Here is a 15410-nt window from a genome sequence, read left to right as displayed (position 1 = left end):
GTATATTGGGGGGTGTCCCCTCTTTAAGAAGATAATATGATTTTTGAAATTTATCAATACCTTTGGTTAACAACATCAAGGTTTGATTAGGAGGGGTTGACTTGACTGGAGAAAAAATAACATTAAGACAGCTAGAAGCACATCTTTTTAAAGCTGCTGATAAACTCAGAGGTAAAATGGATGCTTCTGAATATAAAGAATATATCTTTGGTATGTTATTTTTAAAATACGCTTCGGATGTTTTTGAAGAAAAAAGACGGGAGTTAAAAAATGAATTCAGAGATATGGGGTATTCTGAAGAACAAATAAATGAACTATTAGAAGATCCAAACTCTTACGGCGATACATTTTTTGTTCCTGAAAGGGCAAGATGGGAGAATATTTTGAAATTGAAGGAAGATGTTGGTAATCAGCTTAATAAAGCTTTAAGTGCTTTAGAGGAAGCTAATACAGGGCTCGAAGGGGTTTTAAAACACATAGATTTTAACGCGGTGAAAGGAAAAACACGCCTCAAAGATCAGCAACTTATTGATCTTATTAATCATTTCAATAACTATAAACTAATACCTTCAAATTTTGAATTCCCGGATTTACTTGGCGCTGCTTATGAATATTTGCTAAAAGAATTTGCTGATTCAGCTGGAAAAAAAGGCGGAGAGTTTTACACACCATCTCACGTAAAAAAATTGATGGTAAGGTTGGTCAAACCCCGTGAAGGTATGTCGATTTATGACCCAACTGTAGGTTCTGGTGGTTTTTTGATTGAAGCGTTCCACTATGTTGAAGAACAAGGACAAAACTCAGCAAATTTAGCACTATATGGGCAAGAACTTAATGGATTGACATGGTCTATTTGTAAAATGAATATGATTCTACACGGCATTAATGATGCGCAGATAGAAAATGAAGATGTATTGACAAATCCCATGTTTTTGGAAAATGGATATATAAAAAAGTTTGACAGAATATTAGCCAACCCACCTTTCTCAGAAAACTATTCACGCGCAAATATGCAATTTACAGAAAGATTTAAATATGGTTTTACTCCTGAGAATGGAAAAAAAGCTGACCTTATGTTCTTGCAACATATGATTGCCAGTTTGAAAGATAACGGAGTAATGGCAACAGTTATGCCTCATGGTGTTTTGTTTAGGAGCGGACAGGAAAAAGTTATAAGGGAAGGAATAGTAAGAGATGACTTGATTGAGGCAATAATAGGGCTTCCACCTAAACTTTTCTACAACACTGGAATACCAGCTTGTATTATTGTTATTAATAAAAACAAACCAGAAAATTTGAAAAATAAGATCTTGTTCATTAACGCCGACAGAGAGTACGGAGAAGGTAGAAATCAGAATTTCTTGAGACCAGAAGATATAGAGAAGATAGTTACAGTGTTTGAAGAAAAGAAGGAAATACCCAAATATTCCAAATTAGTTGATATAAAGGAGATAGAGGAAAACGACTTTAATCTAAATATTAGACGCTATGTTGACAATTCTCCAGATCCTGAAATTGAAGATGTTCACGCACACCTTTTTGGTGGTATTACAAAACAAGAGGTAATGCTTTACGAAAATCAATTGAAAAAATTTAGCTTAAACTATGATATTTTGCTAACAGAGAAAAGCGAAAATTATTTGGAGTTTAAAAAGGACGTTACTGATAAAAACCAAATTAGAGAAGTAATTAATAATTCCACCGAAGTAAAGGGTGTAATAGAAAAACACAAAGAAAAGCTTTTGGAATGGTGGCAGATTGTAAAACCTGAAATTGAGCAATTTTTTGGTAGAAATAATCTTTGGAAATTTAGAAATGAAGCTTTGAAAAAATTGAAAGAATATCTCTTACCAATCGGAACGTTTGATGAATTCAAAATAGCAGGCATATTTGCAAATTGGTGGGAAGAGCTTGTCTATGATTTCAAAAGTATAGTTTCTGCGGGTTGGAACAAGGATTTGGTTGAAAGAGAAAGAATTAAAGAAAAATATTTTAAAGAAGACATAGAAGAAATTGAAGATCTTGAAAGCAGGCTTGCCGAAATTGAAGCGGATTTAAGTGAGCTTTTAGAAGAGGTTGAAGATTGGGATGAAGAGCAGCAGGGAGATAAAACTGCAAGCAAAGTCAAAGAGTTTCTGAAGGACTTGGTTGAAGATTTAAAATCAAAAGACAGCGAGGCTGCAAGAAGAGAAGTAAAAAAATGGGAAGATTTGTTAGAAAATATTGTTCAAAAAGAAAAGGAAATTAAAAAGGTAAGAAGTGAGATAAGCGGAAAGCAAAAGGAACTTGAAAATAAGATAGGTGAAAAGATTGAATCTATTACCGAAGAAGAAGCAAAAGAGCTATTGCTCGAAAAGTTCTTTGAATTAATTAGCAATCAACTTGAAAAGTACTTAAATGAAGAGAAAAAAGAACTGATAAAGATTTTTGAAAATCTTTGGGATAAATATAGTGTGTCTCTTGACCGTCTTCTAAATGAACGAGAACAGGAAGTCAGTAAGCTAAACAAATTTTTGGAGGAACTTGGATATTACGAGAAAGTTTAAACATCAAACATATTGATTATAAGTTAGTGATTATAGCGATTGTGTAATACTTATTGGGACAATTTTCGCCAAGTGAATCATACAATAAATGAATCATACAATATAGAAGAAGTGGAAAGCTTTTTTACAAGACAGCCAAGAATTAAATTTTAATTATATCGCAAAACATTTAAATATAGCTTTTGAAAGTTTCATATTGATTTCAGTCAATGCTACAGTATTTGATAAGTTTAAAATCGCTGGTGTATTTATCAACTAGTGGAATTGTTTAAAATACGATTTTAAAACAATTGTGCCATCAAGTTAGATTAATTTGCTTACTGATAATGAATCGATTGAAAAAATGGAGGTATGAAAATGAGCGAAAATGTGAAAGTACTTGAGGGATGGAAAAGGGTAAAGTTGGGAGAAGTTTTAAGTATTTCTAGGATACCTGATAATGAAAAGGATCCAAATAAGCGAATAACAGTTAGATTATGGAACAAAGGAGTTTTTGCAAGAGAAGTTAGAGAGGTAGAATTGAATAGAGAAAAAGAATCTACAATATATTATAAGAGAAAAGCGGGACAATTTATTTATGGAAAACAAAATTTAGTTCGTGGTGCTTTTGGTGTTATACCACCAGAGTTGGATGGTTATTGTTCTACTTCTGATGTGCCTTCATTTGATGTAAGTAAAAATTTGGATGTTTATTATTTAGATTATACACTACGCACTTTATATAAAGCTTTTTCTCTCTATGAAAAAGGTACTGGTTCAAAACGAGTTCATGAAAAAGATTTTTTAAGTTTTGAAATATTCCTACCTCCCATCTTTGAGCAGCAAAAAATTGCTGAGATACTTAAAACTGTTGACCGTGCAATTGAAAAAACGGGCAAAATTATAGAAAAGTACAAACGCATAAAGCAAGGTTTGATGCAAGATTTGCTTACTAAAGGAGTGGTAAGTGAGGGTGAAGGTGAGAGTGAGAAGTGGAGATTGAGGAATGAGAAGATTGATAAATTCAAGGACTCACCGCTTGGGAGGATTCCAGAGGAGTGGGAAGTGGTAAGGTTAGGAGAAACAGGCAGAATTGTATCAGGTGCTACTCCAGATACTTCTAAGCCTCAATTTTGGAATGGTGATATAGTTTGGGTTACACCCGATGACTTGAGCAAGCAAAAAAAGTACATTTATACATCCCAAAGAAAAATTAGTAAAGATGGATTAAATAGTTGTGCTGCTAAGATTATACCTAGGGATTCAATTGTTTTGTCAAGCCGTGCACCAATAGGATATTTATCTATTGTTAAAACTAATTATGCAACAAATCAGGGTTGCAAAAGTATAATCTTAAACAAAAACTATTATGATGAAGATTTTTTTTACTATTGTTTGCATCGATATATAAACAAAATGATTTCATTGGGTTCAGGAACTACTTTTAACGAGATATCTAAAAGTCAGCTAGCAAAGTTAGAGGTGAAAGTTCCTTGTTTGCTTTCCGAACAACACCGCATAGCTTCAATTTTATCCCAAATAGATGAAGTCATAGAAAAAGAGCAAGCCTATAAGGAAAAACTTGAAAGAGTCAAAAAAGGCTTAATGGAAGATTTGCTGACAGGCAAAGTTAGAGTAAATCACCTTATTGAGGAGGAAGAAAAATGAACAGTGATATACAAGTAATTCTACAAGAACGTAAAAATTATTTAGTGGAAAAGTTCGGAGTAATTGAAATTGCTATCTTTGGCTCCTATGCAAGAGGCGAACAAAGAAAAGATAGTGATGTAGATATCATAGTTGATTTTAAAGAGGGTTACAAAACTTTTGATAATTACATGAATTTGAAATTCTACCTTGAAGAACTTTTTGGTAAAAAGGTTGACCTTGTGATTAAATCGGCTATAAATCCCCGCATAAAACCTTTCATAATGGAGGAAGCTATATATGTCTAAAAAGCGTATACTAAAAGTAATTCTTGAAGACATCATTGAAGAGATTGATCGCATTAAAAAGTTTACACAAGGAATTGAAAAATACAACAATTTTGTTGAAAATGAACTGGTTTTTTATGCAGTTTTAAAAGCTCTTGAAAATATTGGTGAAGCTGTTAAGCAGATTCCGGATGATAAAAGAGAGCTTTATCCAATAGAATGGAAGAAAATCGCTGGTTTAAGGGATATTCTTATTCATGAGTATTTTGGAATAGATGCTGAAATAATCTGGGAGGTTATCAAAAAGAAGCTGCCGGAACTTGAAAAGGCAGTAAAATTCCTTCTTGAAAAGGAGAGTTAAAAATGTTTTACAAACTTGACGAAGAACATTATGTTGAAAATTCATTCCTCTTTCACCTTCAAAGGCTTGGATGGAAGATTTATAGACAAAACAAAGATAACCCTGAGGATACAAAAGAAATAATATCGTTCACTTCTTCATTAGAACCTGAATATGGTGAAAGCCAAAAATTCAGAGAAAGCTTTAAAGAAGTAATCCTTGAGGGAGTTTTAAGGGAGTCTTTAAAGAGAATAAACCCATGGATAGAAGATGACCAAATAAGTGAAGTTGTTCGAAGAATTATAACACCACAGTCAAACTCTCTTTTAGAGGCAAATAAAGAAATCCATGACTTGCTTTTAGAGAACACCTCAGTTTCTGAAAATAGAAAAACAGGAGAAAAAAGCCCAACTGTTAAGTTTATTGATTTTAAAAATCCGGACAATAATTCATTCATTGCTATATCACAGTTTAAAGTGAATATAACGGGAACTGAAAAACATATTGTTCCCGATATAGTTCTTTTTGTAAATGGTTTGCCTCTTGTGGTGGTTGAATGCAAATCTCCAGCAGTTGCTGACCCAATTTCTGAAGCAATTACTCAGCTTATGCGCTATTGTAACAGACGTGGCGTAAGTGAGGGAAATGAAAAGCTTTTCTGGTACAACCTATTTGTAGTAGCTACATCCAATCAGGTCGCAAAGTATGGCACAGTAACCTCAGAGTATGAGCACTTTGTTGAGTGGAAAGACCCTTATCCTTTTTCATTGTCAGATGTAAATCCAGATGGAAATGTAACAAGCCAGCAAGTTTTGATTCATGGTATGCTTTCAAAAGAAAACCTTCTTGATTTGCTCCACACATTCACCATCTTTAAGGAAGATCCAAAGAGTAAAATGGTAAAGGTTGTTGCGAGATATCAGCAATTTAGAGCGGTAAAGAAGATGGTAAAAAGGTTAAAAGAAGGTAAAACACCGGACGAAAGAGGGGGCATAGTTTGGCATACCCAAGGTTCAGGTAAGTCTTTGACAATGATGTTTATGGTTCGCGAGTTATATCATAATCCTGAGTTTGGGAATTACAAAGTTGTTTTTGTTACAGATAGAAGAGATCTTGAAAAGCAGTTGAATGAAACATCAAAAAGTGTGGGTTTTACTGTTAGGTTAGCTAGAAGCATTAATGAACTCAAAGAGCTTTTAAAAACTAACACACCAGAACTTGTTATGGCTATTGTTCATAAATTTCAAGAGAGGGAATTAGAAGGAGAATTTCCTGTATTAAATACATCATCTAATATTCTAATAATGATAGATGAGGCACACAGAACTCAATACAAGTTGCTAGGCGCAAATTTAAGAAAAGCTCTTCCAAATGCAACAAAAATAGCGTTTACAGGTACACCTATAGAAAAGACTGAGATAACATTTGGCGATTATATAGACAAGTACAGCATAAAACAGGCAGTTGAAGATGGTGTAACCGTTGATATTGTATATGAAGGAAGAGTTCATAGTGCGGAGATTTCAGATGAAGAAGCGGCAAATGCAAAATTTGAGGATGTTTTTAGCGACGCTGATAAAGATACTAAGAGAATGATAATGGGAAAATTCGTATGGAAAGCATATCTCGAAGCGGAAGAGGTAATTCGTGACAAGGCTAGAGATATGATAGAACATTACATAGCTCATATATTCCCAAATAAATTTAAAGCCCAGGTTGTTACGGCATCGCGTCTTGCAGCGATAAGGTATAAAAGAGCGCTTGAAGAATCTCTCAAGGAGAAAATTTTTGAATTGGAAAAAGAAAATAACTCAAAAATAGATTTAGAAACGTTGAAAAAATTGGAAGTTGGAGTGGTTATTTCAGGTGCTCAAAATGATCCACCTGAGTATCGTAATTACACAGACCCCAATGAGCACGAGAGAATAATAAAAAGTTTTAGGCTTCCATTTGACAAGGTAAATGAAAATGGTATCAGTGGAAATGTTGGTATTTTGGTTGTTCAAAACATGCTGATAACTGGTTTTGACGCACCTATAGAGCAAGTTATGTATCTTGATAATGTGATTAAAGGACATAACTTGCTACAAGCTATTGCAAGAGTGAATAGAGTTTATAAAAATAAGTCATGTGGTTTTGTTGTAGACTATGTAGGAGTTCTAAAACATTTAAAAGAGGCTCTGGCTATTTACGCTGATGAGGATATCGAAGAAATTTCACAGGTTGTAAAGGACAAAGCAAAAAGCATCGATGAGTTAAAGTATGTTCATAATCTTATTGAAGAATTTTTTAAAAAACATGGCATTAGAAATTGGCGTGAGGATATAGATGAGTGTATTGATATTCTTGTTGATAAAAATATTAGAAACGAGTTTATAGCTCTTGTTAGGCGGTTTAATCATTGTATGGACGAGGTTCTTCCTGACTTCGCAGCATTAAAATACCTTACTGACTTGAAAATTCTTGCTTTCATAAAAGAGTCAGCACGAAATGTATATAGAGATGATAAGTTAAGCATAAAAGATGCAAGTAATAAGATAAGAGAAATTGTTGAAGAGTATCTGATTTCAAAAGGGATAGATCCCAAAATACCACCTACTCCTCTTTTAGAAGACAAGTTTTTAGAAAAGCTTCATAGAAAAACAAGTAAAGTAAAAACTCAAGAACTTAAGAATGCAATCATTGAACATATTGAAGAATATTGGGAAGAAGACCCAGAATTTTATGAAAGATTTTCTGATAGATTGAAGAAGATACTTGAGGAGTATAAGGAAAATTGGGATGCTCTATATGAAGAACTTAAGAAATTAAGAGAAGAAGTTAAAAAAGGTAGAGAAGTTGAACAAACGTTTGGATTTGAACCTAAGAAGGAAATGCCATTTTTTGGTTTGATTAAAAGTGAAATATTTGGTAAAAAAACTGTTAACGAATTAACTGATAGTGAAATAGATTTTCTTGTTAATACAACCAGAGATGTTATAGAGATAATCAAAAGAGAAGTTCAAAAAGTTGACTTTTGGGAAAATCCAACGAAACAAAATAATCTTAAATCATATCTAACCAGGCATTTGATTAAACTATCATCTCCAGCTTTTAAAAGAAAACATGAAACTGTAAGTGAAGAACATGAACCATATATGGCTGATATCAAGAATATTGTACACAAAAAAAGAAATGAAATTGCTCAGAAACTAATAGAACTTGCTTATTATCACTTTAGGAAGTGATAGTAATGGAAGAGATAAAAATTGAAAAAATAATACGTTCAAAAAGAAAAACGGTAGCTTTGCAAATAACAGACAATGGAACATTAATTATTAGAGTTCCATTTAATTTGAGCGAGGAAAGTATTTGGAAAATTATAAATAAGCATAAAAATTGGATTTATAAAAATAAGCAGGAAATAGATGCAAGAGATCCTAAAATCTTGCCAAAAGAATTTGTAAGTGGAGAGGGATTTTTGTATCTCGGTAAGTATTATAAATTGCATGTAGTGGAAAAACAAGATGTCCCACTTAAATTTGAAAATGGTTTTTATCTTTCAAAAGATGTTTTGAATGACGCAAAAAATGTATTCATAGATTGGTACAAAAAGGCTGCATATGAAAAGATTACAGAACGGGTAAACTGGTGGGCTCAAAAAAGAGGATTTAAGTATAACAAAATAAACATAACAAATGCCCAAAAGAGATGGGCATCCTGCTCTTATAAAGGAAATTTGAATTTTTCTTGGCGACTTATTATGGCACCACTTTCTGTTATAGACTACGTTATTGTGCACGAAATTGTTCATCTTGAGGAGAAAAATCATAGCAAAGCCTTTTGGGTAAAAGTAAAAGCACTCATGCCTGACTATAAAAAATATGAAGATTGGTTGAAAAAGAATGGGTATTTATTAAAGCTCTAAAAATTTAAAGTTCTATATTTTTAAACAAATCAAGATTTTTTCAAGGTGCTTTTGAATATTATTAAAAAACGTGGGTAGAAAAATTAGTAAATTAAAAGAAATTTTGTATTATAAGATGGTCTGGGATAAATCATAAGTAATTGCGCATTTTCAAAACAGAGATTTTATTTTTTCACTTCTCTGAACAAAGGAAGGTTTTCGTAAGATATTTGGGATTGTTCAGGAGAGTCTTTTAGATAGTATCTATTACCAGCACTATCTTTTTCTGTCTCAATATTTGGAATACTTTTTATCAGGTGTGTAAGTTTTTGGGAAGAGATTTCTATTCCTTTCTTTTTTAGCTCTTCTCTTATTTGGGAAGCTTTCAATTTTCTATCTCTTAGTATGTCTATTATATGTTCTTCAATGCTTTTTTCTTTTTCTAGTATTTCGCCAATTATGTTTACAGCCTTTAATCCTTTGTTTATCAATTCTAGGTTTGCGGTATCTTCTGTGTCTTCTGGCTGTCTAACAAAAATGTTTTCTGTTTTATTTTTTATAGCTACTGTGCTGTTCCAAATATGAACTATTAAAAAACTAAATTAATATATCAAAGTTGATATTTTCTATTATTTTAGTTAGTATGAGCTAATTTAATATTCTTTATTTCAAATTTGCCAGTTAAAATTTTGGAATTTTTGCATGAATATTTAGTGGATGTAATAAAACAGAAAGGTGGCTTGCTAGAGCCACCTTTTTAACTATTTCATGGCATGTTATCAAATCTCTTAGTTAACCTTTCAGCAAGTTCCTCTATGTTTTTAATCCAGAAATCTTGGTATTTTTCTGGTGCGGCAGCTTTTTTATTGTATAAATACAGATCGAAAATTACTTTAAATCCGTCTTTTTCAAATATTTTTGGTTTGTCATTTTCATAAAATAGTCTGATAAATCCATCTATCTTTCTATAACCACTGGTAAATTCAGTTGATTTTGGATCAACAAAGGCAACAAGATATTTATTATCTTTTTTAAACCAAAAGACAAAATCAGGATAAAACTTTTCTAGAGCCCCATTATCATCATTTGTATATGGTATGTATATTTCATCAACTTTTTGAATTACTTTACTAAACAGCCACCAGTCAAATCTTTCAAAATGTTTTGATTTTCTTTTTAATTCATCAATAAAATCTATTTCACTTTCTTCTCTAAGAATATTCGCCAACAGATTCTTTACTGCTTCTTTATCCAGAGCTTTTATCACAGGGATAAAATAGTGTTCTTTTATGAAGTCAATTTCAATTTCATATTTACCTTTCCCTGTTATGCTTATTTTCTTTTCGTATTCTTCGTTGTAAACTTCTTCAATAGCTTCCCTCACTTCATTTATCTCTTTTTCCCTAGGTAATTTTATCTTTATTCCCTTATAATGTATTATAGGTTCTTCGCATTCTTCAATATCTGGAATTGTTTCAAAGATTATTTGATTGTTTATATATCTGAATATATCTTTGATACACTCAAACCAACCTAGCCTTTTCTTGTTATTGTCTTTTCGGAAAAATTTGTCCCAGTAACTATCTTCGAATAATTTTCTTAAAATCTTTATTCTTTCCACTGGCTCGTCTTCGTTTGTAAGGTAAAAGAAATACAACATTTCATCAGAAATGTTATCAAACACACTCTTTGTATCTTCAAAATCAATACTGTTAATAACGTACTTTTGAATTTTTTTATCTTCCAACATCTTTTCAAAATCTGCTATCTTTCTTACTTTTCTGTAAGTTGGAACAAATAGCTTGTGTCCGTCAATCCTTTCAATGTTCTTTTTCAGTTCTATTCTTACGCCTGAATTCTCAATTATTTTCTTTGTACCCTCGATAATTGTTTCAATTGTGTCTGCTTTAGTTCCCCAAACAAAGAGAGTTTCGATTGGTAATATATAACTTTTGTATTTACTGTATTCAGGCATCATTCCTAACCTTTTTCTGTCACCGTTTTTAATAGGCTGGACTCTCAACCCTCTTCCAATGGATTGTAAAACGAACTTCTTTGCAGCATCTCCTGTTCCAATATTGATAAATACAATAACATTTGGTCTATTCGAATCCCAACCTTCGTAAAATGCTCTGGAACCAAGCAACATACTTATGTACTCTTTTTCATCCAAATTTGAAAAAAACTCCTCATCGGCAAATGTTTCCTGAATTCTTAGGTTAAATTCATTGATTAGAGAATTAAGCAGTTGATTTGTGTCACCAATTTTTATAAGAGCGAATGGTGTTTCTGAAGTCCTAAGCTTTAAAACTAATTCTTTCTCAGACTTTGACTTTACGATTTCTATTTCACCAGCCGTTTCAGAGTTAAACACTTCTCTCAAGATATCTGAAGGAGAGATATCTAATAACTCTTCTTTTGTAATATTTGACCCAGAAAAGCTGTGATTTTCATCAAAAGGATTAATAGGACTGTTCTGAGTGATACTTTTCTTCGCATCTTCAAAGATTTCGGAATTTAGTATTTTTTCATAACCTTCTGTTGATGTAATTTCTTTTATCAATCTAAATAATAGTTTTAGATCAGAATCTTCTGTATTAACTGAATTCACCAAAAATACCGCTAAAGGAGAATGGTATTCCAAATTTAACTCTGGGACATATCTTATTTCTCTTGATTTTTTCCTCAAGTAGGCGAGTAAGATCAAGGTTTTTAAGATAATTTTGTATTTTTCGTTTTCATTGAAATCTTCTATTTTTCCATTATTCTTAATTTTTATCTTTACATTTTCATCAAAAATCCTTATTTCTTTACCATAGCCGTTTTCTATAAAAGTAGAGAGGTTGAACTCGTATGCTGTTGTTAGAATATCCCTTGGGTCTGTAAATGTTGCTGAAAAATTGAACAAAAACCCATTCCTTGACAAAATTGAAAAATATTGTTGAGATTTACTTGATTCCTTATCTCCTTTATGTGCTTCGTCTAATATAACGTACCAGTTACCAAAGTTTTCATAAAGTTCATAGTTAATTATTTTATCTTTTTGTTCGTCTGAAATGTTGTCGGAACGATAATAAAAGATCGGGAATTCAAAAAATTTTTTAGAATTAATAGTTCTATGGAATTCTTTCAATTCATACAATTTCAATATTTTTCCTCTTTGAGACTTATTGAATTCTTCAAAATGAACCTTGAACTGATCAATTAAATCATCTCTGTATGTTAAGAAAAGAATATACCTACTTGGTATGAGTTCTCTTTCCATGTAAGTTATTAGTATATCGATCAGTTTGACTATAACTAAAGTTTTTCCACTTCCCGTTGCCATCCAAAATCCCATTCTGTTGATAAAATTGCTATATGAAATGTTATCATCATAACTGTAAAAGTATTTGCTTAAAATTTTCCATACATCACTTTCTGATTTCTTAATATCCATTATGGAAGGTAAGTCTAAAGCATTGTCGTATGTTATCAGTTCATCCCAAAATCTTTCTTTATCAGCCTTTAGAACATCATAGTAATAATACAATCCTCTTATTGCGTATTTTAAAGCCTCTATCTGAAAATCCCATAATTTCTTTGTACTCGAAAATGATTCTAAATCAACGTTTCTCCAATCATATGGTAATTCTTCAAACATTGGTACTTTTTCATCAATGAAACTCTTTAAAAGAGGGTAAATGTTCAAGCCATTTGTATTTTTTACACTTCTTGAGCTTTTTGTCTTTGGCATCTTCTCTCACCACCAAATTAATGGTTTAATATACTCTACTGGTATATTATCATACCTTATTTCTCCAATATCTTCCAATTCAAAGCTTTCCTTACTAATTTTCCTTATTTTCTTTCCTAATACATTTGACAATGTCTCTGCTATATCTAACTTCTTCTCTGGATAAATTTTTGACAAGTCAACTTTGTATTCATTTCCTTCTCTTTTTAAAACAGCTTCTACAAACTTCGGTGATCTCATGAATATGTATTCATTAAATACATCTTTACTTGGTGATGGTTGCAATGTTAAATCGCCATGCTCATATTTTGCATTACGTAAGACTTCTTCGTATTGCTCTAATTCATAGTATTTAAAGAAACCACCAGCATTGTCTTCATTGTATTTTTCTTTAACATCCTTTTCCTTTGAAATACCTGATTTGTCGTACGCTAAGACTTTTTTCATTCTTGGCAAAACTACTGTGTAAAAATGTTCTCCCATTTCTACTCCAATCCATTTTCTTCTAAGTTTATGTGCTACTGCAATTGTTGTGCCACTTCCTAAAAAGAAATCCATAACTAAATCTCCTTCGTTGGAAGTGGATTCTATGACACGCTTAAGAAGGATTTCGGAGTTTTCGGTTTGAAACTCCCAGTTTGATGTATAACCAGAGATATCAGTCCAATTTGAATCTATTTGTTTTTCTTCTGTGGGAGGCAATAAATATTCTACTTTAACATCTTCTACTGTTCCACAATTAGGGCATCCCCTCCAAATTCCATTAGTATGAACATAGCCACATTTTCTACATTTTAATCTTATCCTTCCTTCCTGTTCCATCTGTTTTATTTTTTCCTGTCCATATGTCCAGTGCCTACCTTTTGGAGGTTCGAATAAATGTCCAAAGATATATATTGCTTGTCCTTGTCCTTGTGAATCCATAGCATGCCATCTTTCTTCCTTTTTTTTACTTAGTTTTTTTAAAATTAAATTGAATTTGAAATTGTCGGATTTTGAAAAAAGATAAAGTGAATCTGCGGCAGTATTAAATCTTTTTACTTTAGGATCTTGCTTGCTGATTCTACTGACATTTATCTCGTTCCTAAAATTGTCCTTCCCAAAAATGTCATTTAAAAGCATTTTTAAATAAGCATTTCCATTATAATCACATCTTACAAAAATACTTCCCTTTTCATCCATTAAATCTCTTCCAAGTCTAGTTCTATTCTCAAGCATTGTAATCCAGGTTGCATCTTTATATCCTACTTTGTAAAGATAGTCTGCTTCTTGCTCCTTGTTAAATGGCGGGTCAATATATATCGTTTGCACTTTCTCTTTGAATTTTGGTAATATCGTATTTAGCGCTTGATAATTCTCGCTTTTTATCAACCATCCATCAAGTTCTTCATCTATATTGTCAAATAATTCCAATATCTCAACCTCTATGTCTTTAAAATATTTCGTATCTAACGGCAAGTATTTGTATTTTTCGTTTATTTTTGTTCCTCCACTAAACAAACTTCCTTGCTCTTGTTTGTATATCTCTTCTTTGCTGAACCCTTCATCCACTATCCCTAATTCTTTCCATTCTTTTATTTGTTCTTCCATTCCTTCATGATTCAATATCTTATCAAGCACTTCGTACCCCTTTTCTTTTTCAACTATTCTGTCTATTGTTATCACATAATTACTGTTAAAAACAAATTTTGGCTTGTTCCATATCTTGACAAGCTCGTTTTCAAATTGTGATATGAATTCTATTATCTTACCTGCTATTTTCTTGAATGTTTGGATCTCTTTTATCCTTTTCTCACTCCATATATTTTCTGAATCAAACATGTACTGATATATGTACATGTCTAATTGTTCTTTTAGAAATCCTTCAGCATCTTTGTTTATGAAGTAATCTACTTCACTTTGTTTGTTAAATATTCTTATCGCTCTTTCTATGTCTTCTGTTGTGATGTCTTTGTATGTTTCTTTTGCATTTTTCGTGATTTCCTCAATTTTTGTTTGCTTTCCTCGTTCTGAGTAAATGCACCTAAGCACTATCCTTTTATCTTTATCAATTTCTTTGAATTCAAACATTATCTCTTTTTTCTCATTTGCTTTTTTGTGTTCTAGTTCTGATACGTCGAAGTAGAATTTGATGTCTTCACCGTTTATACCTTTAATTTTTATTTCTAAGCTTTTGTAGTTTTTTTCTGTTTTTACATAGTAAAGCATATGAGTTTTCCAAAAGAGGATGACATCTTTTTCAGGGTCGTAGACTCTCTCGTATATTCTTTCACTCCAAGGGGTGTAAGTGAAGTAAATTGAACCACTCTCAGAGAAATATCTTTTGAAGAAGGTGTACAATTTTTCGAAAAGTTCTTCTTTGAAAGCTTGGATATTGTTGTTAATTAATTCGTTTTCGATTAGTTGTTGCAATTCAGGTTGGACGATTTTGGAATAGTAATTGCTTTTGATTTTCATTAAGTTAATGTAACCAGATTTACCTTCTATCTCTTCTCCAATGAAGAGGTCTTTTAGTGTGTCGTAAAATTCTTTTTCATACCTGTTCATTTTCTGCTTCCTCCTTTATTGAAAAACCTAGTTTTTTTATTATTTCATCAATTTTTATCTCGATAGTTTCGATAAAATCTTCTATATTTTCGGATTCTTTGAAGATTTTATATAACCTTTTAACACCAGCGTTGGCGTATTCTTCAAATAGTTTATATTTATTTATTTCTTCATCTAGCTTGTCCTTTTGACTGTGATAAATGCTATTTAAAATTGTCTCTTGAATTTTGTAGTCAGGTTTCTCTATATATTCTACACGAAGAACGTCTTTATTGTTAGATTGCAATTTCTCTCTTTCATTTAAATAATATCCGTATGCACCTGCCAAGAAGTACATTTTTGCTTTTGTTACGTTTGCTATTTGTCTTATTTTATCGGTCATTTCATCTAACATGCTATTATACTCTTCGTTAATTCTTAAGATTAAGGTGCTAGAATCCAT

The 15410-nt window shown here is 31.8% G+C and carries 10 protein-coding genes; 6 read left to right on the top strand and 4 right to left on the bottom strand.

Features of this window, described 5'->3' with window-relative positions; genetic code table 11:
• Positions 1–101: 101 nt before the first annotated feature.
• The 6 genes from FNOD_RS02625 (at position 102) to FNOD_RS02600 (ending at position 8706) form a co-directional block, all read left to right on the top strand.
• Complete coding sequence (locus FNOD_RS02625) at positions 102–2546, top strand: type I restriction-modification system subunit M (protein WP_011993691.1); 2445 nt, start codon at positions 102–104, stop codon at positions 2544–2546.
• Between the two features lie 351 nt (positions 2547–2897).
• The gene (locus tag FNOD_RS02620) at positions 2898–4193 is read left to right on the top strand and encodes a restriction endonuclease subunit S (RefSeq protein WP_148202032.1); all 1296 of its coding nucleotides are present in this window, start codon (positions 2898–2900) and stop codon (positions 4191–4193) included.
• Positions 4190–4480 (top strand): nucleotidyltransferase family protein, encoded by a 291-nt coding sequence (locus FNOD_RS02615; RefSeq protein ID WP_011993689.1) that lies wholly within the window; start codon positions 4190–4192, stop codon positions 4478–4480. Before FNOD_RS02620 ends, FNOD_RS02615 begins: the two co-directional genes overlap by 4 nt.
• The gene (locus FNOD_RS02610) at positions 4473–4820 is read left to right on the top strand and encodes a HepT-like ribonuclease domain-containing protein (RefSeq protein ID WP_011918162.1); all 348 of its coding nucleotides are present in this window, start codon (positions 4473–4475) and stop codon (positions 4818–4820) included. The genes FNOD_RS02615 and FNOD_RS02610 overlap by 8 nt, the downstream gene beginning before the upstream one ends.
• 2 nt (positions 4821–4822) lie before the next feature.
• Positions 4823–8026: a type I restriction endonuclease subunit R gene (locus FNOD_RS02605; RefSeq protein WP_011993688.1), complete on the top strand. Its 3204-nt coding sequence runs from the start codon at positions 4823–4825 to the stop codon at positions 8024–8026.
• Positions 8027–8031: 5 nt separating this feature from the next.
• Positions 8032–8706, top strand: a complete 675-nt coding sequence (locus tag FNOD_RS02600) for a M48 family metallopeptidase (RefSeq protein ID WP_011993687.1) — start codon at positions 8032–8034, stop codon at positions 8704–8706.
• 164 nt (positions 8707–8870) lie between these two features.
• Here the strand turns inward: FNOD_RS02600 and FNOD_RS02595 are convergent, their stop codons facing one another.
• The 4 genes from FNOD_RS02595 to FNOD_RS02580 form a co-directional block, all read right to left on the bottom strand.
• Positions 8871–9176: a hypothetical protein gene (locus tag FNOD_RS02595; RefSeq protein ID WP_011993686.1), complete on the bottom strand. Its 306-nt coding sequence runs from the start codon at positions 9174–9176 to the stop codon at positions 8871–8873.
• 275 nt (positions 9177–9451) lie between these two features.
• On the bottom strand, positions 9452–12421 hold the full coding sequence (locus FNOD_RS02590) for a DEAD/DEAH box helicase family protein (RefSeq protein WP_011993685.1): 2970 nt from the start codon (positions 12419–12421) through the stop codon (positions 9452–9454).
• A gap of 6 nt (positions 12422–12427) precedes the next feature.
• Positions 12428–14968: a site-specific DNA-methyltransferase gene (locus FNOD_RS02585; RefSeq protein WP_011993684.1), complete on the bottom strand. Its 2541-nt coding sequence runs from the start codon at positions 14966–14968 to the stop codon at positions 12428–12430.
• A complete protein-coding gene (locus tag FNOD_RS02580) occupies positions 14955–15410 on the bottom strand; it encodes a hypothetical protein (RefSeq protein WP_011993683.1) in 456 nt (151 codons plus the stop codon). Before FNOD_RS02580 ends, FNOD_RS02585 begins: the two co-directional genes overlap by 14 nt.

It is taken from the genome of Fervidobacterium nodosum Rt17-B1 (assembly GCF_000017545.1).
GTDB classification, from domain to species: Bacteria; Thermotogota; Thermotogae; order Thermotogales; family Fervidobacteriaceae; genus Fervidobacterium; species Fervidobacterium nodosum.
This window is presented reverse-complemented; position numbering and strand designations above follow the sequence as displayed.